Annotated in this window: 23 protein-coding genes and 1 pseudogene; 18 read left to right on the top strand and 6 right to left on the bottom strand. The window is 66.2% G+C overall.

Annotation, left to right across the window (positions count from 1 at the left end):
* Window positions 1-219 precede the first annotated feature (219 nt).
* Both flhB and flhA read left to right on the top strand, forming a co-directional pair.
* A pseudogene (flhB, locus tag NH14_RS07355) lies at window positions 220-1,413 on the top strand (flagellar biosynthesis protein FlhB); the annotation flags it as partial.
* 119 nt (window positions 1,414-1,532) lie between these two features.
* Window positions 1,533-3,632 (top strand): flagellar biosynthesis protein FlhA, encoded by a 2,100-nt coding sequence (flhA, locus tag NH14_RS07350; RefSeq protein ID WP_035532128.1) that lies wholly within the window; start codon window positions 1,533-1,535, stop codon window positions 3,630-3,632.
* A 45-nt stretch (window positions 3,633-3,677) separates the two neighbouring features.
* Here flhA and NH14_RS07345 read toward each other — a convergent pair whose 3' ends face one another.
* Genes NH14_RS07345 through NH14_RS07335 form a run of 3 tightly spaced genes read right to left on the bottom strand, consistent with a single transcriptional unit; the run spans window position 3,678 to window position 4,404 of the window.
* On the bottom strand, window positions 3,678-3,866 hold the full coding sequence (locus NH14_RS07345; RefSeq protein WP_035532130.1) for a hypothetical protein: 189 nt from the start codon (window positions 3,864-3,866) through the stop codon (window positions 3,678-3,680).
* Between the two features lie 18 nt (window positions 3,867-3,884).
* Window positions 3,885-4,175, bottom strand: coding sequence for a type II toxin-antitoxin system RelE family toxin (locus NH14_RS07340; protein ID WP_035532133.1), 291 nt, complete (start codon window positions 4,173-4,175; stop codon window positions 3,885-3,887).
* Window positions 4,162-4,404 (bottom strand): type II toxin-antitoxin system Phd/YefM family antitoxin, encoded by a 243-nt coding sequence (locus NH14_RS07335; RefSeq protein WP_035532136.1) that lies wholly within the window; start codon window positions 4,402-4,404, stop codon window positions 4,162-4,164. The genes NH14_RS07340 and NH14_RS07335 overlap by 14 nt, the downstream gene beginning before the upstream one ends.
* Window positions 4,405-4,755: 351 nt before the next feature.
* On the opposite strand from NH14_RS07335, the gene flhF reads away from it, so the two are divergent.
* The 4 genes from flhF (at window position 4,756) to NH14_RS07315 (ending at window position 10,331) form a co-directional block, all read left to right on the top strand.
* Window positions 4,756-6,774, top strand: coding sequence for a flagellar biosynthesis GTPase FlhF (flhF, locus tag NH14_RS07330; protein ID WP_035532138.1), 2,019 nt, complete (start codon window positions 4,756-4,758; stop codon window positions 6,772-6,774).
* Window positions 6,767-7,753 (top strand): MinD/ParA family ATP-binding protein, encoded by a 987-nt coding sequence (locus tag NH14_RS07325; protein WP_035532141.1) that lies wholly within the window; start codon window positions 6,767-6,769, stop codon window positions 7,751-7,753. The genes flhF and NH14_RS07325 overlap by 8 nt, the downstream gene beginning before the upstream one ends.
* Window positions 7,754-7,775: 22 nt before the next feature.
* Complete coding sequence (locus NH14_RS07320; RefSeq protein WP_035532142.1) at window positions 7,776-8,507, top strand: RNA polymerase sigma factor FliA; 732 nt, start codon at window positions 7,776-7,778, stop codon at window positions 8,505-8,507.
* 261 nt (window positions 8,508-8,768) lie between these two features.
* The gene (locus NH14_RS07315; protein ID WP_052148413.1) at window positions 8,769-10,331 is read left to right on the top strand and encodes a caspase family protein; all 1,563 of its coding nucleotides are present in this window, start codon (window positions 8,769-8,771) and stop codon (window positions 10,329-10,331) included.
* Window positions 10,332-10,444: 113 nt separating this feature from the next.
* Here the strand turns inward: NH14_RS07315 and NH14_RS07310 are convergent, their stop codons facing one another.
* The 3 genes from NH14_RS07310 to flgA form a co-directional block, all read right to left on the bottom strand.
* Window positions 10,445-10,891: a flagella synthesis protein FlgN gene (locus NH14_RS07310; protein ID WP_035532143.1), complete on the bottom strand. Its 447-nt coding sequence runs from the start codon at window positions 10,889-10,891 to the stop codon at window positions 10,445-10,447.
* Between the two features lie 54 nt (window positions 10,892-10,945).
* Complete coding sequence (gene flgM, locus NH14_RS07305) at window positions 10,946-11,296, bottom strand: flagellar biosynthesis anti-sigma factor FlgM (RefSeq protein WP_035532145.1); 351 nt, start codon at window positions 11,294-11,296, stop codon at window positions 10,946-10,948.
* Window positions 11,297-11,441: 145 nt separating this feature from the next.
* Complete coding sequence (flgA, locus tag NH14_RS07300) at window positions 11,442-12,854, bottom strand: flagellar basal body P-ring formation chaperone FlgA (RefSeq protein WP_035532147.1); 1,413 nt, start codon at window positions 12,852-12,854, stop codon at window positions 11,442-11,444.
* A gap of 238 nt (window positions 12,855-13,092) precedes the next feature.
* Between flgA and NH14_RS07295 the strand changes: the two genes are divergently transcribed.
* The 12 genes from NH14_RS07295 to flgL all read left to right on the top strand — a co-directional run bounded on the left by NH14_RS07295 (window position 13,093) and on the right by flgL (window position 25,155).
* A complete protein-coding gene (locus tag NH14_RS07295; protein WP_035532149.1) occupies window positions 13,093-13,623 on the top strand; it encodes a flagellar basal body protein in 531 nt (176 codons plus the stop codon).
* A gap of 32 nt (window positions 13,624-13,655) precedes the next feature.
* Window positions 13,656-14,081: a flagellar basal body rod protein FlgC gene (gene flgC / locus NH14_RS07290; protein ID WP_035532151.1), complete on the top strand. Its 426-nt coding sequence runs from the start codon at window positions 13,656-13,658 to the stop codon at window positions 14,079-14,081.
* Between the two features lie 139 nt (window positions 14,082-14,220).
* Window positions 14,221-14,877, top strand: a complete 657-nt coding sequence (locus tag NH14_RS07285) for a flagellar hook assembly protein FlgD (RefSeq protein WP_084225853.1) — start codon at window positions 14,221-14,223, stop codon at window positions 14,875-14,877.
* Window positions 14,878-14,908: 31 nt separating this feature from the next.
* A complete protein-coding gene (flgE, locus tag NH14_RS07280; RefSeq protein ID WP_035532155.1) occupies window positions 14,909-16,162 on the top strand; it encodes a flagellar hook protein FlgE in 1,254 nt (417 codons plus the stop codon).
* 47 nt (window positions 16,163-16,209) lie between these two features.
* A complete protein-coding gene (gene flgF, locus NH14_RS07275) occupies window positions 16,210-16,968 on the top strand; it encodes a flagellar basal-body rod protein FlgF (RefSeq protein WP_035532157.1) in 759 nt (252 codons plus the stop codon).
* A 58-nt stretch (window positions 16,969-17,026) separates the two neighbouring features.
* Window positions 17,027-17,815 (top strand): flagellar basal-body rod protein FlgG, encoded by a 789-nt coding sequence (gene flgG, locus NH14_RS07270; RefSeq protein ID WP_035532159.1) that lies wholly within the window; start codon window positions 17,027-17,029, stop codon window positions 17,813-17,815.
* 2 nt (window positions 17,816-17,817) lie between these two features.
* Window positions 17,818-18,543 carry a flagellar basal body L-ring protein FlgH gene (locus NH14_RS07265; RefSeq protein WP_084225845.1) on the top strand — a complete coding sequence of 242 codons (726 nt, stop codon included), beginning with the start codon at window positions 17,818-17,820 and terminating at the stop codon, window positions 18,541-18,543.
* A complete protein-coding gene (locus NH14_RS07260; RefSeq protein ID WP_052148414.1) occupies window positions 18,537-19,748 on the top strand; it encodes a flagellar basal body P-ring protein FlgI in 1,212 nt (403 codons plus the stop codon). Before NH14_RS07265 ends, NH14_RS07260 begins: the two co-directional genes overlap by 7 nt.
* A gap of 9 nt (window positions 19,749-19,757) precedes the next feature.
* The gene (flgJ, locus tag NH14_RS07255) at window positions 19,758-20,759 is read left to right on the top strand and encodes a flagellar assembly peptidoglycan hydrolase FlgJ (RefSeq protein WP_035532161.1); all 1,002 of its coding nucleotides are present in this window, start codon (window positions 19,758-19,760) and stop codon (window positions 20,757-20,759) included.
* A gap of 177 nt (window positions 20,760-20,936) precedes the next feature.
* On the top strand, window positions 20,937-21,692 hold the full coding sequence (locus NH14_RS07250) for a flagellar brake protein (RefSeq protein ID WP_035532163.1): 756 nt from the start codon (window positions 20,937-20,939) through the stop codon (window positions 21,690-21,692).
* A 164-nt stretch (window positions 21,693-21,856) separates the two neighbouring features.
* A complete protein-coding gene (gene flgK, locus NH14_RS07245) occupies window positions 21,857-23,887 on the top strand; it encodes a flagellar hook-associated protein FlgK (protein WP_035532165.1) in 2,031 nt (676 codons plus the stop codon).
* A gap of 11 nt (window positions 23,888-23,898) precedes the next feature.
* Window positions 23,899-25,155, top strand: a complete 1,257-nt coding sequence (flgL, locus tag NH14_RS07240; RefSeq protein ID WP_035532167.1) for a flagellar hook-associated protein FlgL — start codon at window positions 23,899-23,901, stop codon at window positions 25,153-25,155.
* Window positions 25,156-25,343 lie beyond the last annotated feature (188 nt).

Raw genomic sequence — 25,343 nt, 5'->3', positions numbered from 1 at the left:
CCGCTGCGGCGCTCGCGCAGGCCCGCCCCGCACTTGCCTTCGTACTTGCCCTCGCACCGGCCCCCGCAGCAATCCCATCTCCCGAACTACCCCCGTTTCCCGGTCCTGATCCGTCAATCGCCGCTTGCGCCCCGAGGCAATAATCGCTCTCACTGAAAAAGGGCGTGCGCCGTCACCGCAGCGGTGGCGGGTGCGCGTGCGCCGCCGACCGGAGCATCCGTGGCAGAGGACAGCGACCTCGAAAAAACCGAATCCGCCACTCCCAAGCGCCTCGAAAAGGCGCGTGAGGAGGGGCAGGTCGCGCGTTCGCGGGAGCTTTCCACGTTCGCGCTGCTTTCGGCGGGGTGTTTTGGCGCGTGGATGCTGTCGGGCACCATCGGCGAGCATTTGCAGACGATGCTGCGCGGCGCGCTCACCTTCAACCACGCGGGCGCGTTCGAGACGAAGCGCATGCTCACGGGTGCCGGCGTGGCCGCGCGCGAAGGCTTGTTCGCGCTCTTGCCCGTGCTCCTGCTGACCGGCGCCGCCGCGCTGCTCGCGCCCATGGCGCTGGGCGGCTGGCTGTTCTCGACGAAGTCGCTGGAGGTGAAGTTCAGCCGCCTCAATCCGGTGTCGGGGCTCGGGCGCATTTTCTCGGTGAACGGGCCGATCCAGCTTGGCATGTCGATCGCGAAGACGCTCGTGGTGGGCGGCATCGGCGGATCGGCGCTGTGGATGCGGCGCGACGAGATTCTCGGCCTCGCCATGCAACCGCCGCCTCGCGCGTTCGCCGACGCCTTCCATCTGGTTGCCGTGTGCTGCGGCACGACCGTCGCCGGCATGTTCGTGGTGGCCGCCATCGACGTGCCGTATCAGCTCTGGTCGTATCACCGCAAGCTGCGCATGACCAAGGAAGAAGTGAAGCGCGAGCACCGCGAGAACGAAGGCGACCCGCACGTGAAGGGCCGCATTCGCCAGCAGCAGCGCGCCATGGCGCGCCGCCGCATGATGTCGCAGGTGCCCAAGGCCGATGTGGTGGTGACCAACCCCACGCACTTCGCCGTTGCGCTTCAGTACACCGACGGCGAAATGCGCGCGCCCAAGGTGGTCGCCAAGGGCGTGAACCTCGTGGCCGCGCGCATCCGCGAGCTTGCCACCGAGCACAACGTGCCGCTGCTCGAAGCGCCGCCGCTGGCGCGCGCGCTTTACTACAACGTCGACATCAACCGCGAGATTCCCGGCCCGCTTTATGGCGCGGTCGCGCAGGTGCTCGCGTGGGTGTATCAGTTGAAGCGCTTTCGCGAGCACGGCGGCGACGTGCCGATGGCGCCCACCGACCTCGACGTGCCGCCGGAACTGGACAAGGGCGCGGTGAGCGACGAAGACGCCGCCGAAGAAGCCGACGAAGCGCTCTCGCCCGAGCAGCGCGCGGCACCCGATACACCCGATACACCCGATACCGCATCGAACACCGCCGGCGCGAAAGAAATGCGTAACGAAGCACGCAACCAGGCACGCAACAACGCACGCAACGGCAACGAAGGAGCCACAGAATGAACGCCCGCACCGGTTTCCTCGCGCGGCGCCCGGACGTGCTGCAAGGCACGAATCTGCGCGCGCTCGCCGGACCGATCCTGATCTGCATGATCCTCGGCATGATGATCCTGCCGCTGCCGCCGTTCCTGCTGGATCTGCTGTTCACCTTCAACATCGCGCTTTCGGTGATGGTGCTGCTCGTCAGCATGTACACCATGAAGCCGCTCGACTTCGCGGCGTTCCCGAGCGTGCTGCTGTTCTCCACGCTCTTGCGCCTCTCGCTGAACGTGGCCTCCACGCGCGTCGTGCTGCTCGAAGGCCACACCGGCCCCGACGCGGCCGGCAAGGTGATCGAATCGTTCGGCCACTTCCTCGTGGGCGGCAACTTCGCCGTCGGCATCGTCGTGTTCGTGATCCTCATGGTGATCAACTTCATGGTGATCACGAAGGGCGCGGGGCGGATCGCGGAAGTGTCGGCGCGCTTCACGCTCGACGCCATGCCCGGCAAGCAGATGGCGATCGACGCCGACCTGAACGCAGGCCTCATCAACGAGGAAGCTGCGCGCAAGCGCCGCACCGAGATCGCCCAGGAAGCCGAGTTCTACGGCTCGATGGACGGCGCGAGCAAGTTCGTGCGCGGCGACGCCATCGCGGGCCTGCTGATCATGGCGATCAACATCATCGGCGGGCTGATCGTGGGCGTGGTGCAGCACGGCATGCCGTTCGCGTCGGCGGGCGAGACCTATACGCTGCTGACCATCGGCGACGGCCTCGTCGCGCAGATTCCGTCGCTCGTGATTTCGACGGCCGCGGGCGTGATCGTCTCGCGCGTGGCGACCAACGAGGACATCGGCACGCAGCTCACCGGCCAGCTTTTCACGAACCCGCGCGTGCTGATGATCACCGGCACGATCATCCTCATGATGGGCATGATTCCTGGCATGCCGCACTTCGCGTTCTTGCTGCTCGGCGCGGGCGCGATCCAGCTTGGCCGCGTGATGAAAAAGAGCGCCGAAGCAAAGAGGGCGAGCGCCGTGCTCGCGGACGTGCTGCCGGCCGCCGCCGCGCCCGTCGAGAACGCGGAGGCGAGCTGGGACGACGTGGCGCTCATCGACACGCTCGGGCTCGAAGTGGGCTACCGCATCATTCCGCTCGTCGACAAGAACACCGACGGCGAACTGCTCAAGCGCATCAAGAGCATCCGCAAGAAGTTCGCGCAGGAAATCGGCTTTTTGCCGCCAGTCATCCACATCCGCGACAACCTGGAGCTGCGCCCGAACGCTTACCGCATTGCGCTAAAAGGCGTGGAGGTGGGCTCGGGCGAGGCTTTCCCGGGCCAGTGGCTCGCTATCAATCCGGGGCAGGTGAGCGCGGTGGTGCCGGGCACGCCGACCACCGACCCCGCGTTCGGGCTGCCCGCGATCTGGATCGATTCGAATATGCGCGAGCAGGCTCAGGTGTTCGGCTACACGGTGGTCGATTCGAGCACCGTGGTGGCGACGCACCTCAATCACCTCGTGGTGACGCATGCGGCCGAACTGCTGGGCCGGCGCGAAGTGCAGGCGCTGATCGAGCGCGTGCAGAAGGACACTCCCTCGCTCGTGGACGACCTCGTGCCGAAGGTGCTGGCGGTCACGACCTTGCAAAAGGTGCTGCAAAACCTGCTGGAAGAGGGTGTGCCGATCCGCGACATGCGCACGATCATGGAGTCGCTCGCGGAGCACGCGCCGCGCCTGCCCGACGCGCACGACCTCACGGCGGCGGTGCGCATCTCGCTGGGCCGCGCAATCACGCAGCAGTGGTTCCCGGGCAACGCCGACATGCAGGTGATGGGGCTCGACGCCAATCTCGAGCGCGTGCTTTCGCAGACGCTGACCTCGGGACCGAACCCGGGGCTGGAGCCGGGCTTGGCGCATACGCTGCTCGCGCAGACCGAAATGGCGATGGGGCGTCAGCAGGCGTTGGGGCTCGCGCCGGTGTTGCTCGTGCAGCATGCGCTGCGGCCGATGCTCTCGCGCTTTTTGCGGCGCAGCCTGCCGCAGTTGAAGGTGCTTTCGTATGCCGAGGTGCCGGATACGCGCAATGTGCGCGTGGTGAATGTGGTGGGAGCGGGGTGACAGGTGGGGGCGCGCGCCTGGCCACTTCTTTGCCATTGTCCCGCGTTACTTTGGTGAACCAGGCCGCCACAACGAATTGCGAAACGCTTCTTCTGGCTGCGCCTTGCCTTCAGAGGCGTCTTTGAATCCCTTCTCGGCGTCCTTCAACATGACCAGCCGTCCGTGCTCGGTTGGTAGCGCGTTGTTCTCAGTGCCCCTTTGCTGGCGGGCACTGAAAACGAGATCTTTCGCCATTTCCGTTTCCCGTTTCGTTTAATCAAGGCGAGTGCGTGCCTTACGATAGGCCTGGTCTGCGTCGCGCCTGCCGATGGCAATTACGAGAACAACGAGTTCGCCATCAATGACCTGATAGACGAGTCGATAGCCCGACGCTACCAGTTTGATCTTGTAGCAATCCGGCATGCTACTGAGACGCGCCGAATCTACGCGAGGCGCAATCAGCCGTTCTGCGAGCTTTTTGCGGAGTTGCGTACGCACTGTGGAGTCAAGGTGTTGCCAGTCCTTAAGCGCGGATTTGTGGAACTTCAGCTCATAGGTCTTCAAGCTTGACGCTCACGACTTCTTCGCCAGCGCGGGATTTCACGATTTCGGCCAACTCGATGTCTTCGAGACGGTCGCAGATCGCTTCCCATTCGCTGGCCGGGACCAGATAGGCAACCGGCTTGTTCCGGTTGAGGATTGCAACGGGGCCGTCGGCTTTTTCAATTGCTGCCATAGGGTTCATTTTCAGCTCGCTGATACCGATCGATGCTCTTGCCAGAATGCTTTCCATTTTCCAGATTCCCGAAGTGTTGCGAACAGAGGGAGATCGGCACGGGCTGACACCGATCAATAGACCAAATTATAGGTCAAATAGTTAGTCGCCTATTTGGTCTTTTAATGTCCGGCGATCCTTGTCTGCGCTGCCGTATTCGCTTGGCAGCACCCGAGCGCACCGAGTTACAGGTTGTCCCCCATCCCCCGAATTACCCACCTTTCCCCGCCCTGATCCACCGATTGTCGAGGGCTCACCTTCGAAATAATTCCAACATCGGAGAGGGTCCGCGCGAGAGCGCCAGGCCCGCGGTAATCCAGACGCAAACGACGGGCGGCGCGGGCCGCTCACCTCAATCAGGGGCTTGGCTTGAACATTCGCAAATTCATCGGTGGCACCAGCCGCGACGCGTTGCGCCTCGTGCGCGAAGCGCTGGGTGCGGACGCCGTCGTGTTGTCGAATCGCACGCTCGACGACGGCAGCGTCGAGATCGTCGCGCTCGCGGACCGCGACCTCGCGGCGCTCGCGCCGGCGGATGGCGGCGCGCCCTCTGGCGGAGCGCCCTTTGGCGGAGCGCCCTCTGGCGGAGCGGCTATCGGCGGCGCATCGTCCGCCAGTGTTCCGGCGCAAGCCGGCGCGGGCTTCGCGGCGAAGCCGCCGCGCGCTGCTTTCGGCGCACAGCCTGCCGCTGGCATGGCGACGTCCGCTGGCAACCCTTACGCAAGCGGCGGCATGCCTGACGTGTTCTCGTCGGTGTTCGGCGCCAGCCCGGAGGTGGGCGCGGAGCGCGACACCGCCGGGACGAACGCCGCTGCACAAGGCGAAGCCGACGACAGCAACGACAGCGACGACACCTCCGTCTCTTTCGGACAAGCGACGCGGGCCAAGCTGAACGCCGAAGCGTCCGAAGCCGCAGCGGGCCACGCGGGACCGCAGTCGACAGTGCCGCCGGCCGCGCAAGCGACACAAGCCAGGCAGCGCGCCGCCGATTCATCGAGCGCACCGCGCACGATGGCCGAATCGAACCCCTGGCTGATCGACCATGCGCGCCGTATTGCGGATCAGCACGCGAACCAGGATCAAACCCCGCCGTCCGGCATGACGCCGGCCGCTGCAATGGCGCGTGGCTTCGGCGTGACATCCGACCCCGTGCATCGCGCCGATATCGAAGCGAACACGCCCGAATGGGCGCGCCAGGCCGCGCACGTTGCTGCGCGCCGCGCTGCTCGCAGCATCGGCCAGAGCCCCGATGCGGCCGGGCCGGCGCCCATCGCTCAAAGCGCCACCGACACGGCTCACAAGGCCCGCGCGGCACAGAACCCACAAGCCGCACAACCGCCCGCGCAACCCGCCACGCCCAGCACCGCGCAAACGGTGAGCGAAGCGATTCGCGCGCGCATCGAGCAGGTCGTCAACGAAACGGTGATGCACGAGCTCGCGTCCATGCGCGGCATGATGGAAGAGCAGTTCGCTGGCCTGCTGTGGGGCGAGCATCAGCGCCGCAACCCGGTGCAGGGTGCGCTCACGAAGCAGCTTTTCGCGGCCGGCTTTTCGGCGCAGCTCGTGAAGATGGTGGTCGACCGCCTGCCCAGCGTGGAAACCGAAGCGGCCGGTATGGAGTGGGTTCAGTCGGTGCTCGAATCGAACCTGCCCGTGCTCGAGGACGAAGAAGCGCTGATGGAGCGCGGCGGCGTGTTCGCGCTGATGGGCCCGACCGGCGTGGGCAAGACCACGACCACGGCGAAGCTCGCCGCGCGCTGCGTGATGCGCTTTGGCGCGAGCAAGGTCGCGCTGCTCACGACCGACAGCTACCGTATCGGCGGACACGAGCAACTGCGCATCTTCGGCAAGATCCTCGGCGTTTCGGTGCATGCGGTGCGTGACGGCGCCGATCTGCAACTCGCGCTCACCGAACTCAAGAACAAGCACATCGTGCTGATCGACACGATCGGCATGAGCCAGCGCGACCGCGCCGTGACCGACCAGATCTCCATGCTGTGCGGCACGGGCCGCCCGGTGCAGCGCCTGCTGCTGCTTTCGGCGACGAGCCACGGCGACACGCTCAACGAAGTCGTGCAGGCGTACCAGCACGGCCCGGACAACTCGCCGCTCGCGGGCTGCATCCTCACCAAGCTCGACGAGGCGACCAACCTCGGCAGCACGCTCGACACGGTGCTGCGCTACAAGCTGCCGGTGCACTACGTCTCAACGGGCCAGAAGGTGCCCGAGAACCTCTACGTGGCCACGCGCCGCTTTCTCGTGCGCAGCGCGTTCTGCGTGCCGCGCGATCGCTCGCCGTTCGTGCCGCACGAGGACGACATTCCCGCGCTGCTCTCCGCGCTCTCGACGCGCTCGGCCACGCAAGCCCCCGAGGTCCGGTTTGGATAAGTTCGTGATCGATCAGGCAGAAGGCCTGCGGCGGCTGCTCGCGCGCGAAGGCTCGCGCGTGATCGCGGTGACGGGCGGCCCCGGCGCGCCGGGGCGCACGACCGTGGTGATCAATCTCGCGGCCGCGCTGACCGCGCTGGGCAAGGACGTGATCGTGATCGACGAGTGCCTCGGTCCGCGCCGGGTAAGCGCGCAGCTCGGCGGCGGCATGCGCGGCGCAGGCGCCGAATGGCGCAGCCATGCAGGAACCCTCGCCGGGAACTTCGCGCGCAATTTCGCAGCTGTGATGCGCGGCGAGATTGCGCTGGACCAGGCCGTGGTGCGGCATGCGCTGGGCTTCGGCGTGCTGGCCGCGCCGCGCGAGCAGTGCGTGGGGCCGCAGTTGGATGCGCCATTGAGCAAGCTGCTGGCCGGTCCCGCCGATTTCGTGCTGATCGACGCGCAGCTCGACGCCGAAGGCGCGCTGTCGCCGCTCGCCTTGCACGCGCACGACTTGCTGATCGTGATGCGCGTGACCGCGCAGGCGATCACCGATGCCTACGCCTGCATGAAGCGGCTGCATTTCGCGCATGCGATCGGCCAGTTCCGCGTGCTTGCGAACCACGTAGCGAGTGCCGCCGACGCGCAAGCCGCGCTCGACAATCTCGCCGATGTCGCGAGCCGTTACCTCGCAGTTTCGCTGGAGCGCGCGGGCAGCGTGGCCGCCGATCCGCACATGCCGCGCGCGCTGCAACTGTCGCGCTGCATCGTCGATGCGTTTCCGTCGACGGCTGCCGCCCGCGATTTTCGCCACGTGGCGGCCGAATTGCCGCACTGGCCGCTGCGCCCTGCGTTGTTGGCGTCGGCGGGCACGCCGGCGAGTCCCGAGCAATCAGCGAATTCATTCGTTTCACCCGCCACGGGCGTTCCGTCCGCGAGCGCGACGGCTTATGCGGGACGGCGGGCGGATTCGCCCGTGCACGCGCACCGGCACGCGTGACGGACACAGGAAGGAGAGCCAGATGTATAACGCTCAAGGAAAGATTTCGCAGGCCGAAGTGCTCGCGAAATACGCGCCGCTCGTGCGGCGGCTCGGACTGCAGCTCGTGGCGAAAATGCCCGCTAGCGTGGATCTCGACGACTTGATCCAGGCCGGCATGATCGGCTTGCTCGACGCTGCGAATCGCTACAAGGAAGATCAGGGAGCGCAGTTCGAAACCTATGCGAGCCAGCGCATTCGCGGCGCGATGCTCGACGAGCTGCGCAGCAACGACTGGCTGCCGCGCAGCCTGCGGCGCACTTCGCGCGAAGTGGAAAGCGCGGTGCATCAGGTGGAGCAGCGGCTGGGCCGTGCGGCGAGCGAGACCGAGATTGCCGAGCATCTGCAGATGCCGCTCGACGAGTACCAGAGCATGCTGCAGGATCTGCACGGCAGCCAGCTCATCTACTACGAGGACTTCGACCGTTCCGCCGACGACGAGCCGTTCCTCGACCGTTATCGCGTCGATCACTCGGACCCGCTCTCGGCGCTGCTCGACGAGAGCCTGCGCGGCGCGCTGGTGGAGGCGATCGAGCGGCTGCCCGAGCGCGAGAAGCTGCTGATGTCGCTTTATTACGAGCGTGGCATGAATCTGCGCGAGATTGGCGCGGTGCTGGAGGTGAGCGAGTCGCGCGTGTGCCAGTTGCACAGCCAGGCGGTGGCGCGCCTGCGGGCGAGGCTGCGCGAGATGTCGTGGGCGGGGACGGAGAGTTAAACCGGCGATGGGTTCTGTGCCGGGCTGGATACCTGCATGGAACCCTACATGAAACTCTACACAGCGCTGAAAAAATCAATATAAAACAATAACCTGGTACCCGAAAATGGCGACTTCAAACCCTGCATGGGTGTGAACGCCACGCCATGACAGCCACCTCTCATGCGCTTTCTCGACATCGCGCATATATGATCGCCAGTCAGGAGACCCGCACGCCGCCAAACGGTGTGCCGCCGATACCAAACTGAGCGAGGCATTCATATGCTGAAGAATGGACTTTCATGGCGTGTCTTCCATTCGCAAAAGCGCGCCACGCTCGGCAAGCTGTCCGCCTTGGCCGCACTCCCATGGCTGAATGTTTTACGCGCTCACGCCGCGCTCGCCGCCGCGCCACGCATGGCGCTCGTGGTCGGCAACGCGGCTTATCCGCAAGCGCCGCTCAACAATCCCGGCAACGACGCCCGCGCACTCGCGGCAGCGCTGCGCTCGCTCGGTTTTACCGTCGACATGCGCCTCGATAGTTCGCGCCAGCAAATGGACGACGCCATCGGCGCGTTCTGCGACCGGGCCGCGTCGGCGCAGTGGGCCGCGCTGTTCTATTTCGCGGGCCATGGCATACAGATCGATTGGCGCAACTACTTGCTGCCAGTAGACATGCGGTTGACTCGCGCGGACGACGTCGCGCGCCAGGCGGTCGATCTCGGCACGCTGCTCGACGGTCTCGGCAAGGCGCACAGTTCGACCAACATCGTGATTCTCGATGCCTGCCGCGACAATCCATTCGGCTCGACCGGCAAGACCGGTGCGGGCTTGAGCCAGATGGACGCGCCCCCGCGCACGCTGCTCGCGTATGCGACCGCGCCCGGCAATGTGGCATCGGACGGCGATGGCAAGAACGGCCTCTATACCGAGAACTTGCTCAAAGAAATCGGCCGCCCCGACACGCGTATCGAGGACGTGTTCAAGCGCGTCCGGCTATCGGTTCGCCAGCGTTCGGATGGTCGGCAGATACCGTGGGAAAGCACGTCGCTCGAGGACGATTTTTACTTCGTTGCGCCCGTCGACATGCATAAGCCGACGCAGAGCGAACTGGACGCGCAATTTGCAAAGGATCGCGACGATTGGAACGAAGCGCTGCAGCAACGCACGGCACAGGCGATCTTCGCTTACCTGAAGGCGCACCCGAACGGCCAATACAGCGAAATTGCACAGGCGGCGCTCGACCGCACGCTCGCCGAGCGAGGCGAAGAGCGTGTGCGTATTCAGACCTCGCCCGAGAATCCGTACAGTCATGGCAGCTTCGACGCGGGCGTGATGCGCATCGGCGACCGCTTTACCTATAGGGTGATCAATCGACTCAATGGCCACGAGCGAGCTCTCACCCAGACCGTCACGCGCATTGCCGGCGGCATGGTCGAATTCAACCACGGCGCCTTCATGACCGATCTGCTCGGCAATCTTTTACGCAGCGTCGAGGGCGCGCACTACGACGACAATCAGGTATTTCCGCACGACTATGCGGTGGGCAAGGAGTGGTCGACGCGCTTCGGGGTCGTTCAGCCCGACGGCACGCACGACGCAGTCAGCTTCGATTGCAAGGTCGTGAGCCGGGACGCGATCGAGGTGCCCGCCGGACGGTACGACGCCTTCCATGTGGAATTGAGCGGCTGGCGGCTTTACCACCCGGCGCAACGGATGCGCCGCTACTGGATGGCGCCGGACAAGGTGCCGCGCTTCGTCGCGATCGAGACCATCGACCGTGCGCACCACGGCAGGATAACCCGCGATGAGCGGCGGGAATTGTTGTCGTTTGTGCCGGGGTAGGGGGATGCTTTTGGGGCGCGCGCGAGCACGCCGGAAACAAAAAAGCCGAAGTCCCCGAGCTTCGGCTTTTCAATTTCCCACGCGGCCACCCGCCGCGCGGAAAAATGGGCCAACTACAGCCCGAACGCCGGCAGGCGTCCATCCGGCCCGTACAGCATCGACGCGCCGTTGCCGGTTTCTCCCCGCAAAATCGCGAGCGCCCGGCGGTTATGTTCCATGCGGGTGCGAACCATCATGCCGATCGTGAGGTTCTGTCGGCGCGCGCGCTCGGTCGAGCCCTTGAGCAGCGCCCACTGGCCCGCGAGCCGCGCGTCGCCGTCGCAGGCCATCTCGATGCCCTTGCGCCCGGCCGGCAGGCCGAGCCCGGCCAGTTGCGCGTCGCGCGCCTTCTCGAGTCCCGCCATGCGCTGCGTGAGCGTCGTTTTCTGTTCGACGATCTGCGGCAGCGCGCCGATGCCGTCCGCCGTCGTGAGCGCCTTCTCCTCGAAGGCGAGCAGCGAGGCGAACGCCTCAACCGCGGCGTGTTCGTCGATCAATGTGGCGAGAAGCGCGTCTTTCATCGGGGACCGCCTGAAAATGCGGGCTGCGGGACGGCCATGCGCCCGCGCCTGCCGTTAGCCGCCCGAGGCCGGCTTGAGCAGGCCGCGCGCGGTTTCGATAATGCCGTCGGCGATCTTGCCGGCGTCGATTTGCAGCGTGCCATTCTTGATGGCGTCCTTGATCGACTGGACCTGGCCCATGTCGATGTCGGCGGCGCCGCTCGCCGCGAGCGAGCGCAGCGAAGAAGACAGCGACGAAAGACTCACGTTGGTGTCTCCGCTCGTACCCGATGCGATGGCGCTCGATGCCGCGCCAGATGCCGTGCCGCCCGCGCCTGGCGCGCTCGCGGAGTCGCCTTGCTGCGTGCGCGCCGGGCCATCCTGGAGCGAACGCGCGTCATTGCGGTTGGAGGTGTCGATTTTCACGATGGGGCTTCCTGATCCGTATGGCCTTGATAACGGCAACGCTTCGCGCGAACTTTAGCGTGAAAATCCTGCCGTTACATGCTGTTACGTATCCTTGCCCACCCTGCCGCCGCACCGCCTTTGGCTTCGAATCCGGTATCGAGCCCTAAATCTGCACCTGCACCGTTGCGGCGTCTTTCACGACGCCGCTGATGATCTGCCCGCCGGCCGTGCGCACGCGCACCATCTGGCCGGGCGCGGCGTTGTTGAGCACGCTGCCTTCGGCGGAAATCGTGAAGTTCGGGCCCACCGCGACCACCTTGACCGTCTGACCGATCACCACCGACGAAGCGCTGCGCAGCATGTCGGTGCGCAGCGGCAAGCCTGCCGTGATGCGCGCGAGCGCGACCGCGCCGTTGGCTTGCGTGGGGTCGGTGATGATGGTCTGCGGCAGGCTCGCGAGGTCGCCTTCGCGCGGCACGAAGTCGGTTGCGGAGAGCGTCTGGCCCGCGTCGATCTGGCGCGCGGCCACGTAATAGGTGATGTCGACGGCCACGCGCCCCACCACATAGAGCGTCCACGGTTTCGCGCCGACGCAGCGCACGCCCACGGTCGTGCGGCCCCACATGCGCGCCCCCGGCGGCATGAAGGGTTCGAGTGCGGCGCAAGCAGCGAGGCCGCGCGGGAACACCGGCCCGACGCTCACGCTCACCTTGCCGGGCAAGCCCGCGGCCTGCTGCTGGAGGAAGGCGACCACGGTGGCGCGGATGCGTTCGCCGTCTTCCTGGCCCGGAGGCAGTTGCGCGGCCTGGCCGTATGCCATGGCGCTCGCGTTTGCGGCGGGCGCACGCGTTACCGGCACAGTGGATAGCTTCGCGGCGGCAGCCGGCGCGGCAGTTTCGACGACCACCGGCGCGACCGCGCTAGACGGCCTGACGACATTCACGCGCTGCAATCCACCTGTGCCTGGGTTGCCGTTCATGGCGGCAGTCGGGTACGCCGATGCGCTTGCAGACGCGCTTGCAGACGCACTCGCCGCTGGCACGCGCACCGGTTGAACAGCGCGCGCGAGAGCGGGACGCAGCGCGGGCGACGTGGCTGTGGCAGATGTCTCCGGTGCGCCCAGCGCGGGAATCGTAACGATCTCGGGCGCTGCGGCTTCGCCCGCGCGGCCACGCTCGCCCGGCCCAGGAATCGCGATCATGCCCGGCTGGTTTTGCGCTTGCGCGAAATCCTGCTGCGGGTCTTGCTGCGCGCTTGGCGCGCGGCGCGCGAGCATGGCCGCGTTTTGGGCGTAAGCGTTAGCGCTCGCGCCGGCGTTTGCCGCAGCCGCCCTCGAACCCGCGCCGCCGCCCTGCGCGAGCATCGCGCTCATGCGCGCGGCGTCCGAGCCTGCGCGGTCGCCGGGGCCCGCGATATAGATCTGCTGCCCAGCCGCTTCGGCTTCGCTTTGTGCATGCGCGCCGCCGCTCACGGCCAGCGCCGCAACCACAACAGCAAACGCATGCGAGATCGAACGGCGCTGCGCACGACTCGCCGCAGCCTCGCGGCGCGCGCGAAAGAGGGCTGTGTGCGGCATCGTCGTTCTCCATTCATTGCATTGACACGCTTCGCATTCTAGGCGGCGGCCCTCGCGTGCTTGCGTCGAATAGAGGGGGGCTTTACCGGCTATTCGTCCGATTGGTTATTGTCAGGCGCGCCTAACATTCGTCTCCATGTGAAAAGGCCTGTGTGCCTCGCCCCATTGCCGGATGCGCGATGCATGCGCTCATGCGGTCTTCATGCAGCCCCTCAATTCGAGTCACGGAGAACGCCGGATGCTGGACAAACTCGACGCCGAATTCGCCTTTGGCCGCGAAGCGCTCGATGTGCGCGCAACGCGCCAGGCGCTGCTGTCCTCGAACATCGCGAACGCCGATACGCCGGGCTACCGGGCGCGCGACGTCGACTTCTCGGCCTCGCTCGCGGGCGCGCTCAAGCAAGCGGGCGCCGCCACGCCGGGCGCCGCTGGCGGCGCAAGGGGCGCCAGGGGTGCAAGCGGCAACTTCCAGCCGCTCGCGCTGACGCAGCCCGCGGGCGTGACGAGCGGCATGTCGATGGCCGCGACCGAGGCGGGCCACATGGCCGGCAACACGAAGCTGATCCCGACCGGCGGCCAGGCCGACACTTATTCGAGCCCGGTGATGTACCGCAACCCGACGCAGCCCGCGCTCGACGGCAACACGGTCGACCTCGACACCGAGCGCGTGCAGTTCGCCGACAACGCACTGCATTTCGAATCCGGCATGACGGTGCTTTCGCAGCAGATCAAGACGATGCTCTCGGCGATCCAGTCGGGTTCGAACTGAACGAACCGAGTGAACTGAAGGACAACGAAACCATGCCATCCCTGATGAACATTTTCAGCGTCGCGGGCTCGGCCATGTCGGCGCAATCGCAGCGGCTGAACGTGACGGCGTCCAACCTCGCCAACGCCGACAGCACGACCGGCCCCGACGGCCAGCCTTACAAGGCCAAGCAGGTCGTGTTCGCGGTCGACCCGCTCGGCGGCGCGCGCAGCGCGTCGGGCCAGCAGGTGGGCGGCGTGAAGGTGACGGGCGTGATCGACGACCCCACGCCCATGAAGCAGAGCTACGAGCCCGACAACCCGGCAGCGGACGCCAACGGCTACGTCTCGATGCCGAACGTGGACCCGGTGCAGGAGATGGTGAACATGATTTCGGCCTCGCGCTCGTATCAGGCCAACATCGAGACGCTGAACACCGCGAAGACGCTGATGCTCAAGACCCTGACCATCGGGACCTGAAGCGTCACCTGAGACAGCAGAGACAGCAGCCCCGCGCTACACCGCAACATCGAGCGTATCCGAGGAGAACGCGTTGACCTCCAGCAACACCACCATCGGCGGCAGCACCGCCACCGTGTCGCAGCAACTGCTCGACACCATGAATCCCACGGCGGCTGCGTCGGGCAAATCCTCGGCGAGCGGCACGGGCAGCACGAGCGGCACCGACTTGCAGAACACCTTTCTGCAATTGCTCGTCACGCAGTTGCAGAACCAGGATCCGACCAATCCAATGGACAGCTCGCAGATGACCTCGCAGCTCGCGCAGATCAACACGGTCACGGGCATCCAGCAGCTCAACACGTCGCTCTCGTCGCTCTCGACGCAGCTCTCGGCGGGACAGAACGCGCAGGCCGCGCTGCTGATCGGCTCGACCGTGCTCGCGCCCGGCAGCAGCATGACGGTGACGGGCGGCGCTGCGCCGCAACTGGGCGTGACGCTGCCCTCGGCCGCCTCGGACGTGAAGCTCACGATCACCAACTCGGCGGGCCAGGTCGTCAACACGCTCGACCTCGGCGCGCAGTCGGCGGGCACCATCCCCGTCACCTGGAACGGCACCGACACGGCGGGCAACGCGGTGGCCGACGGCGCCTACACCGTGAGCGCGAGCGCGACCATCAACGGCCAGGCCGGCACGGCCACCGCGCTCGTCGCGAGCAAGGTGCAAGGCGTGATCCAGCAATCGGACGGCGGCGCGGGCCTCTCGCTCGCCAACGGCAAAACGGTCTCGCTCTCGGGCGTGGCCGGCATTCTCTGAACCAGACAAGACTTAAGCGGAGTCGACACTCATGGGCTACCAGCAAGGATTGAGCGGCCTCGCCGCAGCGTCGAACGACCTCGACGTCATCGGCAACAACATCGCCAACGCGAACACGGTGGGCTTCAAGCAGAGCACGGCACAGTTCGCCGACGTCTACGCGAACACCGTCGCCACCGCGGTCAATACGCAGATCGGCCTGGGCGCGGCGCTCTCGCAAGTGCAGCAGAACTTCTCGCAAGGCACGATCACCACGACCGGCCAGGCGCTCGACGTCGCCATCAACGGCAACGGCTTCTACCAGATGTCGAATAACGGCACGGTCACGTACTCGCGCAACGGCGTGTTCCAGCTCAACAAGGACGGCTATATCACCGATGCCTCGGGCCTCCAGCTGATGGGCTATGGCGCGGGCACGAACGGCGTGGTGAACACGGCGCAGACGGTGCCGCTCCAGGTGCCGACGACCAACATCTCGCCCGTCACGACGACCAGCATCACGGCGCAGCTGAACCTGAACGCGCAGTCCACCGCGCCTGCCGCGACGCCGTTCGACGCCACCAACTCGAACACCTACAACTATTCGACGTCGATCACCGCATACGACTCGCTGGGCGGCACGCAGCAGATCAACATGTATTTCGTGAAGGGCGGCCTCGACGCGAGCGGCAACCAGCAGTGGAGTGTCTACGCGGGCACGGCGGGCGCGGTTTCGTCCACGGCCGCGGGCACGATGACCTTCGACAACGCCGGCAAGCTCCTGAGCACGGCCGATTCGACGGGCACCGCCACCACGCTCGGCGACATTCCCATCACGATCAACCCGACCGACGGCTCGAAGACCAACCAGCCGATCACGCTGAACTTCTCGGGCACGACGCAGTACGGCAGCGCCAACGGCGTGAACAACCTCGCGCAGGACGGCTATGCGAGCGGCACGCTGTCGAACTTCACGATCGGCTCGGACGGCACCATCACCGGCAACTATTCGAACGGCCAGACCAAGACGCTCGGCCAGGTCGTGCTCGCCAACTTCAACAATCCGAACGGCCTGTTGAACCTCGGCGGCAACCAGTTCCAGGAAACGGCCGCCTCGGGCGTGGCGCAGGTCTCCACGCCCGGCAGCACCAACCACGGCACGCTCACGGGCGGCGCGGTGGAGTCGTCGAACGTCGACCTCACGAACCAGCTCGTCGACCTGATCACGGCGCAGCGCAACTACCAGGCGAACGCGCAGACCATCAAGACGCAGCAGACCGTCGACCAGACGCTGCTGCAGCTGTAATCCGCAAGCGCAATCGGCAAAAGCAATCCGCAGACACCGGGCACATCATGGACCGACTGATCTACACCGCGATGACGGGCGCCAGCCAGGCACTCGAACAGCAGGCCGTAGTCGCGAACAACCTCGCAAACGTTTCGACCACTGGCTTTCGCGCGCAGCTCGCGAATTTCCGCGCCGTGCCGATGTCGTTCGGCGACGGCTCGAGCGTGAACAACACGACCACGCGCACTTTCGTGCTGTCGTCCACGCCTGGCGCGGACATGACGCCCGGCGCGATCTCGCGCACCGGCAACCCGCTCGACATCGCCGTGCAGGGCTCGGGCTTCATCTCCGTGCTGACTCCGGACGGCAACGAGGCCTACACGCGCGCCGGCAATCTGCACGTGGACGAGAACGGCCAGCTCGTGACCGCCGCGAACTACCAGGTGATCGGCGGCGGCGGCCCGATCGCCGTGCCGCCGGGCTCGGCGGTCACGATCGGCAAGGACGGCACGGTTTCGGCGATCGCGCCGGGCAGCCCCGCGAGCGCCATCGCCATGATCGACCAGATCAAGTTCGTGAACCCGCCCGCGGGCTCGCTCACGCGCGGCGACGACGGCCTCTTTCGCACCGGCGACGGCAACCCCGCCGACGCCGACCCGAGCGTGCAGATCGCGACGGAATCGCTCGAGGGCAGCAACGTGAGCCCGGTCGCGGCGATGGTCTCGATGATCGACAACGCGCGCCAGTTCCAGATGCAGACCAAGCTGCTGCAAACCGCCGACCAGAACGAACAGAGCGCGAACCAGCTGCTCAACTTCAGCTAAGCCTCAAGCCTTTAAGCCTCAAGCCTTTAAGCATTAAGCCTTTCGGGAGAAAGACACCGTGAACCGATCGCTCTACATCGCCGCCACCGGCATGAACGCGCAGCAGGCGCAAATGGACGTGATCTCCAACAATCTCGCGAACGTGAGCACCAATGGCTTCAAGGGCTCGCGCGCGGTGTTCGAGGACCTCATGTACCAGACGCTGCGCCAGCCGGGCGCGAATTCCACGCAGACCACCGAATTGCCCTCGGGCAGCCAGGTGGGCACGGGCGTGCAGCAGGTCGCCACCGAGCGCCTCTACACCCAGGGCAACCTGCAGCAGACCGGCAACTCGAAGGACGTGGCCATCAACGGCGCGGGCTTTCTGCAGGTGCAGATGCCCGACGGCACCACGGCCTACACGCGCGACGGCTCGTTCCAGACCAACTCGCAGGGCCAGCTCGTGACGTCGAGCGGCTACCCGGTGCTGCCCACCATCACGGTGCCCGCCAATGCCACCTCGCTCACCATCGGCAGCGACGGCGTGGTGACGGTCACCACGCCCGGCTCGGCGAACAACACCACGGTGGGCTCGCTGCAACTGGCCATGTTCATCAACCCGGCCGGCTTGCAGAGCAACGGCCAGAACCTGCTCTCGGAAACGGCCTCGTCGGGCGCGCCCACGGTGACCACGCCGGGCCTCAATGGCTCGGGCACGCTCAACCAGGGCTACGTGGAAGCTTCGAACGTGAACGTGGTGCAGGAACTCGTGAACATGATCGAAACGCAGCGCGCCTACGAGATCAACAGCAAGGCGGTCACGACCTCCGACCAGATGCTGCAGACGCTGAGCCAGATGCAGGTTTGAGCATGAACGCGTCCGTATCCCCCCCCGCTCGCCAGCACGCGACGCACACGCGTGCGCGAGCGAGGCTGCACACCGCCGTGGCGGCCATCGCGCTCGCCACATTGGCAGGCTGTGCCTACATTCCGAACCGGCAGCCGATCACCCAGCAGCCGATGACGGCCGTGCCGCCTTCGCCGCCGGTCAACAGCTCGCCGGGGTCGATCTACAACCCCGGCTACGTGGGGCGGCCGCTGTTCGAGGATCAGCGCCCGCGCAATATCGGCGACATTCTCACCATCGTCATTTCGGAAAACATCAACGCGACCAAGTCCTCGGGCGCGAACACCAAGCGCGGCGGCAGCACGAACCTGGCCGCGCCGGTCGCCGGCTTTGCACCGGGCTTCTTCACGCGCATGAACCTCACGGCTTCGGGCGCGAACCAGTTCGACGCCACGGGCGGCGCGAACGCATCGAACACCTTCACGGGCGTGATCACCGTGACCGTGACGAACGTGCTGCCCAACGGCAACCTCGTGGTCTCGGGCGAGAAGCAGATGCTGATCAACCAGGGCAACGAATTCGTGCGCTTCTCCGGCGTGGTGAACCCGAACACCGTGGCCGGCGACAACTCCGTGCTCTCGACCGATGTGGCCGACGCGAAGATCGAATACTCCGCGAAAGGCGTGATCGACGAAGCCGAGACCATGGGCTGGCTGCAACGCTTTTTCCTGAATCTCGCGCCATGGTAAAGACCCGCCGCTTGTTCCACATACGCCATACGCGCCGCTCGCGCGTGAAGGACCTGCTCACCGCACTGGGCTTCGTGGTCGGCCTCATCTTCGCGTGCGGCGCGCTGCTGGCTTACGCCGTGCCCGCGCATGCCGAGCGCGTGAAAGACCTCGTGTCGATCACCGGCGTGCGCGACAACCCGCTGATCGGCTATGGCCTCGTCGTGGGCCTCGACGGCACCGGCGACCAGACCACCCAGGCGCCGTTCACGACCCAGACGCTCGCGAACATGCTCGCGAACCTGGGCATCTCGATCAACAACACGTCGAGCGCGGCGGGCCTCTCGCAGACGCTCAACAACATGCAGTTGAAGAACGTCGCGGCCGTGATCGTGACCGCCACGCTGCCGCCGTTCGCGCGGCCCGGCGAGCAGATCGACGTGACCGTGTCCTCGCTCGCCAACGCCAAGAGCATTCGCGGCGGCACGCTGCTGCTCACGCCGCTCAAGGGCGCCGACGGCCAGGTCTACGCCATCGCGCAGGGCAACGTGGCGGTGGGCGGCGCGGGCGCGTCGGCCAACGGCAGCAAGGTGCAGGTGAACCAGCTCGCGGCGGGCCGCATCTCGGGCGGCGCGACCGTGGAGCGCGCCGTGCCGTCGCCGGTCGCGCAGGCGGGCGGCGTCCTGCAGATGGAAGTCAACGACATGGACTACGACACGACGCAGCGCATCGTGGCGGCGGTCAACAACCTGTTCGGCCAGGGCACGGCCGCGGCCGTGGACGGCCGCACGATCCAGGTGCGCGGTCCGCTCGACCCCGCCGAGCAGGTGAGCTTCATCGCGCAGATCCAGAACCTCGACGTGCGCCCGGCACAGCCCGCGGCCAAGGTGATTCTCAACGCGCGCACCGGCTCGATCGTGATGAACCAGATGGTCACGCTCGACAGTTGCGCGGTGGCGCACGGCAATCTCTCGGTGGTCGTGAACACGCAGACGGCGGTGAGCCAGCCCGGCGCGTTCTCGAACGGCCAGACGGTGGCGGCGCGCCAGTCGCAGATCCAGTTGAAGCAGGACAACGGGTCGCTCAAGCTCGTGACGGCGGGCGCCAATCTCGCGGAAGTCGTGAAGGCGCTCAACGCGCTGGGCGCGACGCCCGCGGACCTCATGTCGATCCTGCAGGCGATGAAGGCGGCAGGCGCGTTGCGCGCCGATCTTCAGATCATCTAAGGAGCCAGCATGGATAACGCGAATCTCGGCAACAGCCTCGACCTCACCAATCGCTTCGCGCTGGACGTGCAGGGCTTCGACTCGATGCGCGCCGCCGCCAATGCCTCGCCACAGCAGGGCGTGAAGATGGCTGCGAAGCAGTTCGACGCCGTGTTCACGCAGATGATGCTCAAGAGCATGCGCGACGCGACGCCCGACGACGGCCCGCTCGACTCGAAGGACGGCGCGCAGTTCGTCTCGATGATGGACCAGCAGCTCGCGCAGCAGATGTCGAACAAGGGCATTGGCGTGGCGAACGCCATGATCAAGCAGCTCATGCGCAGCATGGGCGGCGATGCTGGAGCGGACGGCGCGGGCGGTGTTGGCGGTGCGGGTGGCGCGATGTCGGGCATGGCGGGCATGGCGGGCGCGGGCGGCAGCGGCAACGAAGGCAACATGGCGATGCTCAACGCGCTGGGCCGCGCCTACGGCAACGCCGCCGCAAACGGCGCCCTCGGCCGCTCGCAGGGCTGGAACGCCAATAGCGCGCTCACGCCGCCGGTGCGCGGCAACGGCGACGAAAAAGTGGACGCCTTCGTGAACAAGCTCGCAAGCGGCGCGCAGCAGGCGAGCGCGGCCACCGGCATTCCGGCGCGCTTCATCGTCGGCCAGGCGGCGCTGGAGTCGGGCTGGGGCAAGCGCGAGATCATGAAGGCCGACGGCTCGACGAGCTACAACGTGTTCGGCATCAAGGCCACCAGGGACTGGACCGGCAAGACCGTCTCGACCATGACGACCGAGTACGTGAACGGCGCGCCGCACCGCGTGGTCGAGAAGTTCCGCGCCTACGACTCCTACGACGAAGCGATGGCCGATTACGCGAGCATGCTCAAGAACAACCCGCGCTACGCCTCGGTGATCAATAACTCGCACAGCGCGGAGAGCTTCGCGCACGGCATGCAGCGCGCGGGCTACGCGACCGACCCGCACTACGCGAAAAAGCTCATGTCGATCATGCAGCAGATGGCGTAAGCGCACGCCCGTGCGTCGACGCGCGGAATATTTGCACGGCGCCCCTAAATTTCTCCCCGCGCCTGCCGCTAATGCAGGCGAGATCCAAAAAAATCAGGGGCGGGGAGAACCGCCAGGACGGCGCGCGGTGGTGCAGCCCGCGGCGCGCCGGCATGTCCACGAAATTGCGCCAGGCCCATGAATACCGTTCAGTCGAATCAACAGGAAGCTCCCGAAGGCGACGTCCCCGACTATGGGCGGCGCAACCCGCTGGAAGTCGGCGTGCAGTTGCGCAACCTCGCCAATCGGGGCGACTTCCTGACCTTGCAATACGGCGCGGGCCAGCTGGTCACGCGCATTCTCGAAGTGAACACGCGCGAGCGCAGCTTCGTGTTCGACTGGGGCGCCTTGCCCGAGCAGAACCGCGATGTGCTCGCGAGCGCGCGCTGCCAGTTCCACGCCTCGCCCGACGGCGTGCGGGTGGAATTCGCCACCGCCACGCCGCGCGAGACCGAATTCGAAGGCCGCCCCGCCTTCGAGGCCGATTTCCCCGAGGTGCTCTACTACATTCAGCGCCGCGAGTACTTCCGCGTCGATACGCCCGTGCTGGAGCCCTGCCTGTGCCGGGGCGCAATGCCCGCCAACGGCGATCGCTTCCAGTTCGAGGTGCACGACCTCTCGCTCGGCGGCATTGGCCTGCGCACGACCGACGCGCGGGCGGCTTCCTTCGAAATGGGCCTGACGATCGCGGACGTCGAACTCGACTTGCGCGCGCACGGCACGCTGCGCGTGGATCTGGCGCTCGCGGTGCTGCGCTTCATCGACTTGCCCAACGGCGACCGGCGCTATCACCTCGGCTTTCGCTTCGTGGCGCTGCCGGGCGCTGCCGAGAACAGCCTCCAGCGCTACATCACGCAGCTCGAAATGAAGCGCCGCGCGTTCCAGCGCGCCTGAGCATCGCCACGGGGACGCCGGCCGCAGATGCTCATGCATATGCGCATGCGGGCGCTCAATTTTGGCGCCTCGCTGCCGTTATTACATGGGTTCATCCACGCGGCCTGAACGACCCATCGCCCCATCGACTGGGATGCCGGAACGGCCGCCCCTGAGGATCAAGCATGTCCAACATCTTCTCGATCGGGCTCTCCGGGTTGCAGGCGGCCCAGGTCGGCATAGCCACCGCCGGCGAGAACATCAGCAATTCGTCGACCACCGGCTACAACGTGGAAACCGCGGTCTATCAGGAAGCGGCCGGCCAGTACACGGGCTCGGGCTACCTGGGCGGCGGCGTGACCACGGCCACGGTGCAGCGCGCCTATAGCCAGTACCTCACGAGCGCGCTGAACAATGCGCAGTCCAGCAATAGCGCGCTCACCGCGTCGTACACGCTCGCCACGCAGCTCTCGAACCTCGTGGGCAGCCCGACCTCGGGCATCGCCACGTCGATCACGACGTTCTTCTCGGGGCTGCAGAACGTTTCGAACTCGCCCGCGAGCACCGCCACGCGCCAGACCGCGCTGTCCGACGCGCAGTCGCTCGCCGACCAGATCAACGCCGCCGGCCAGCAGTACGACGCGATGCGCCAGAGCGTGAACACGCAGCTGTCGAACGCGGTTACGCAGATCAACACCTACACGCAGCAGATCGCCCAGCTCAATACGCAGATCTCGATGGCGAGCAGCTCCGGCCAGCCGCCGAACCAGCTGCTCGACCAGCGCGATCTCGCGGTGTCGAAACTTTCGCAGCTCGTGGGCGTGCAGGTCGTGCAGAACAGCAGCGGCTATAGCGTGTTTCTCGGCAACGGCCAGCCGCTCGTGGTGAGCGGGCAGAACTACAACCTGACCACGCAGCGCTCCAACGCGAACCCCGCGGAAATGACCGTGGCCTGGCAAGGCCTGCCGGGCTCGACCGCCCAGGCGCAGCCGCTTTCCAGCGCGGCATTGCAGGGCGGCACCGTGGGCGGGCTCGTCTCGTTCATGCAGAACACGCTGGATCCGGCGCAGGCGCAGCTCGGCGCCATTGCCACGAGCTTCGCCGCGCAGGTGAACCAGCAAAACGCGCTCGGCCTCACGCTCGGCGGTGCGCCGGGCGGCGCGCTGTTTACCGCGGGCGGGCCGGTCGTCACGGCCAATCTCGGCAACAACCCCAGCAGTACCGGCACGGTCTCGGCCACGCTCACCAACGCCGCGAATCCGCCCACCGACAATTACACGCTCTCGTATTCGAGCGCGGCGGGCGGCACCTGGACGCTCACCGACACGACCACCAACACGGTGCTCGGCACCACCACCACGCAGCCGAGCCAGAGCAATCCGTTCGCGCCCGCCGGCAGCGGCCTCTCGATCACGTCGACGGGCACGATGAACGACGGCGACGCGTTCTCGATCCAGCCGACCGCGGGCGCGCTCGACAGCTTCGCCGTCGCGACGAGCGACCCGTCGGCGATCGCGGCCGCCTCGCCCGTGCTCGTCACGGCGGGCGGCACCAACACCGGCACGGCCGCCGTCACGCAGGGCACGGTCAGCGCGGGCTATGCGGTGGCCTCGCCGGGGCTGCAACTGAGCTATGCGGCTTCGGGCTCGGGATCGAGCACCGGCACGCTCTCGGGATTCCCGGTGGGCTCGACGGTCTCCGTCACCGTGCCGGGTTCGAGCACGCCCACGCCGTACGCCATCACGAGCAGCAGCACGACGATCCCCTACGACTCGAGCACCGGCGCGACCATCAGCATCAGCGGCGACACCAGCGGCACGGCCAACAACGTGAGCTTCTCGATGACGGGCGCGCCCGCGAACGGCGACACGTTCACCATCGCGCCGAACACGAGCGCCGCGCAGGACGGCCGCAACGCGCTCGCGCTCGCGAACCTCACCTCGGGCACGGTGTTCGCCGGATCGCAGACGCTCACGAACGCGTACTCGAACTACGTGAACACGATCGGCAACACGGCGAGCCAGTTGAAGGCGTCGAGCACCTCGCAGCAATCGCTCGTCACGCAGCTCACTTCGCAGCAGCAGTCCGTGCAGGGCGTGAACCTCGACGAAGAGGCCGCCAAACTGCTGCAGTTTCAGCAGCTCTACCAGGCCAACAGCAAGGTGATCCAGACGGCGGCGTCGCTGTTCCAGACCCTGCTCGGCATCTTCCAGTGAGGCGCTGACCCATGCGTATCGCGACTTCCCAGCTTTATTCGTCCAGCGTGGCGACGATGGAGAACCAGCAATCGCAGCTGCTCCAGACGCAACAGCAGATCTCGACCGGCGTATCGCTCTCGACGCCCGCCGACAACCCGCTCGGCGCGGCCCAGGCCGTGCAGCTCTCGGCCACCAGCGCGACGCTCACGCAGTACGCGTCGAACCAGAACATGGCGCTGTCCTCGCTGCAGCTCGAGGACTCGACGCTCGGCAGCGTGACGACCACGCTGCAGGCGATCAGCCAGCAGATTCAGTCGGCGATCAACGGCTCGCTCAACGACGCCGACCGCCAGGCGCTCGCCAAGCAATTGCAGGGCGAACGCAGCCAGTTGTTCACGCTCGCCAACACGACCGATGGTCAGGGCAACTATCTGTTCTCCGGGTTCAAGAGCACCTCGCAGGTGTTCACCGACGCCACCGGCGGCGTGACGTATAACGGCGACCTCGGCCAGCGCATGGTTCAGGTGGGCGGCTCGCGCCAGATCGCGGTGAGCGACACGGGCGCGGCGGTGTTCCTGAGCGTCTCGGCGGTGGGCTCGCAGGTGGTGGCGGGCGGCAGCATGCAGAACATGGGCACCGGCACGATCAGCGGCGTCACGGTGACCGATCCGACCCAGGCCACGAACGGCCATCCGCTGTCGATCCAGTTCGGCACCGACGCCACCTCCGGCGCGCTTACCTACTCGGTAATCGACAACTCAACCAACCCGACGACGACGCTCGCGTCGAATCAGCCCTACACCGATGGCTCGCCGATCGACCTCGGCGCCGCCGGCAAGATCGGCATGAACGTGACGATCTCGGGCACGCCCGTGGCGGGCGATACGTTCTCCGTCACGCCGGCCATCGCGCCGCAGAACAGCAGCGTGTTCAGCACCATCGACAGCGTAATCGCCGCGCTGCAAACGCCGGTGAACGGCAGCCCGGCGGCGGGCGCGAATCTCACGAACGCGCTGCAAAGCGGCCTCACCGCGATCGGCAATTCGATCTCGAACGTGGTCACAATCCAGGCTTCGGTGGGCGGCAGAGAGCAGGAAGTGAAGGCGCTGCAAACGGTGACGTCGACGAATTCGTTGCAGGTGACGTCGAATCTCAGCGATCTCACGAGCACCGACATGACGGCAGCGATTGCTCAGTACACGCAGCTTTCCAATGCGCTGACAGCGTCGCAGAAGAGTTTTGCCGCGACTCAGAATCTTTCGCTATTCCAGTACATCAATCCCTGACAGGAATTACCAGGAGCGATTTCCTGAATCAAAAAGCGGAGGTGCGCCGAAAGCGCACCTCCGCTTTTTTTATCTCTGAGCCGTGTTCTTTTCAGAGTCATCTTACGTATCGCTTTACAGTGACCCAATAGAATCCTCGCTCTGCTTACGTTTAATTACATTTTTCAGATGCACTTACGTAAGTAGTC

Source organism: Paraburkholderia sacchari (assembly GCF_000785435.2).
Lineage (GTDB): Bacteria > Pseudomonadota > Gammaproteobacteria > Burkholderiales > Burkholderiaceae > Paraburkholderia > Paraburkholderia sacchari.
This window is presented reverse-complemented; position numbering and strand designations above follow the sequence as displayed.

Coding starts and splice junctions, on each gene's coding strand:
- flhA (WP_035532128.1), top strand. CDS start 1,533: ATGAACGCCCGCACCGGTTTCCTCGCGCGGCGCCCGGACGTGCTGCAA.
- NH14_RS07345 (WP_035532130.1), bottom strand. CDS start 3,866: ATGGCGAAAGATCTCGTTTTCAGTGCCCGCCAGCAAAGGGGCACTGAG.
- NH14_RS07335 (WP_035532136.1), bottom strand. CDS start 4,404: ATGGAAAGCATTCTGGCAAGAGCATCGATCGGTATCAGCGAGCTGAAA.
- NH14_RS07320 (WP_035532142.1), top strand. CDS start 7,776: ATGTATAACGCTCAAGGAAAGATTTCGCAGGCCGAAGTGCTCGCGAAA.
- NH14_RS07315 (WP_052148413.1), top strand. CDS start 8,769: ATGCTGAAGAATGGACTTTCATGGCGTGTCTTCCATTCGCAAAAGCGC.
- NH14_RS07310 (WP_035532143.1), bottom strand. CDS start 10,891: ATGAAAGACGCGCTTCTCGCCACATTGATCGACGAACACGCCGCGGTT.
- flgA (WP_035532147.1), bottom strand. CDS start 12,854: ATGCCGCACACAGCCCTCTTTCGCGCGCGCCGCGAGGCTGCGGCGAGT.
- NH14_RS07295 (WP_035532149.1), top strand. CDS start 13,093: ATGCTGGACAAACTCGACGCCGAATTCGCCTTTGGCCGCGAAGCGCTC.
- flgC (WP_035532151.1), top strand. CDS start 13,656: ATGCCATCCCTGATGAACATTTTCAGCGTCGCGGGCTCGGCCATGTCG.
- NH14_RS07285 (WP_084225853.1), top strand. CDS start 14,221: ATGAATCCCACGGCGGCTGCGTCGGGCAAATCCTCGGCGAGCGGCACG.
- flgE (WP_035532155.1), top strand. CDS start 14,909: ATGGGCTACCAGCAAGGATTGAGCGGCCTCGCCGCAGCGTCGAACGAC.
- flgF (WP_035532157.1), top strand. CDS start 16,210: ATGGACCGACTGATCTACACCGCGATGACGGGCGCCAGCCAGGCACTC.
- NH14_RS07265 (WP_084225845.1), top strand. CDS start 17,818: ATGAACGCGTCCGTATCCCCCCCCGCTCGCCAGCACGCGACGCACACG.
- NH14_RS07260 (WP_052148414.1), top strand. CDS start 18,537: ATGGTAAAGACCCGCCGCTTGTTCCACATACGCCATACGCGCCGCTCG.
- flgJ (WP_035532161.1), top strand. CDS start 19,758: ATGGATAACGCGAATCTCGGCAACAGCCTCGACCTCACCAATCGCTTC.
- NH14_RS07250 (WP_035532163.1), top strand. CDS start 20,937: ATGAATACCGTTCAGTCGAATCAACAGGAAGCTCCCGAAGGCGACGTC.
- flgK (WP_035532165.1), top strand. CDS start 21,857: ATGTCCAACATCTTCTCGATCGGGCTCTCCGGGTTGCAGGCGGCCCAG.
- flgL (WP_035532167.1), top strand. CDS start 23,899: ATGCGTATCGCGACTTCCCAGCTTTATTCGTCCAGCGTGGCGACGATG.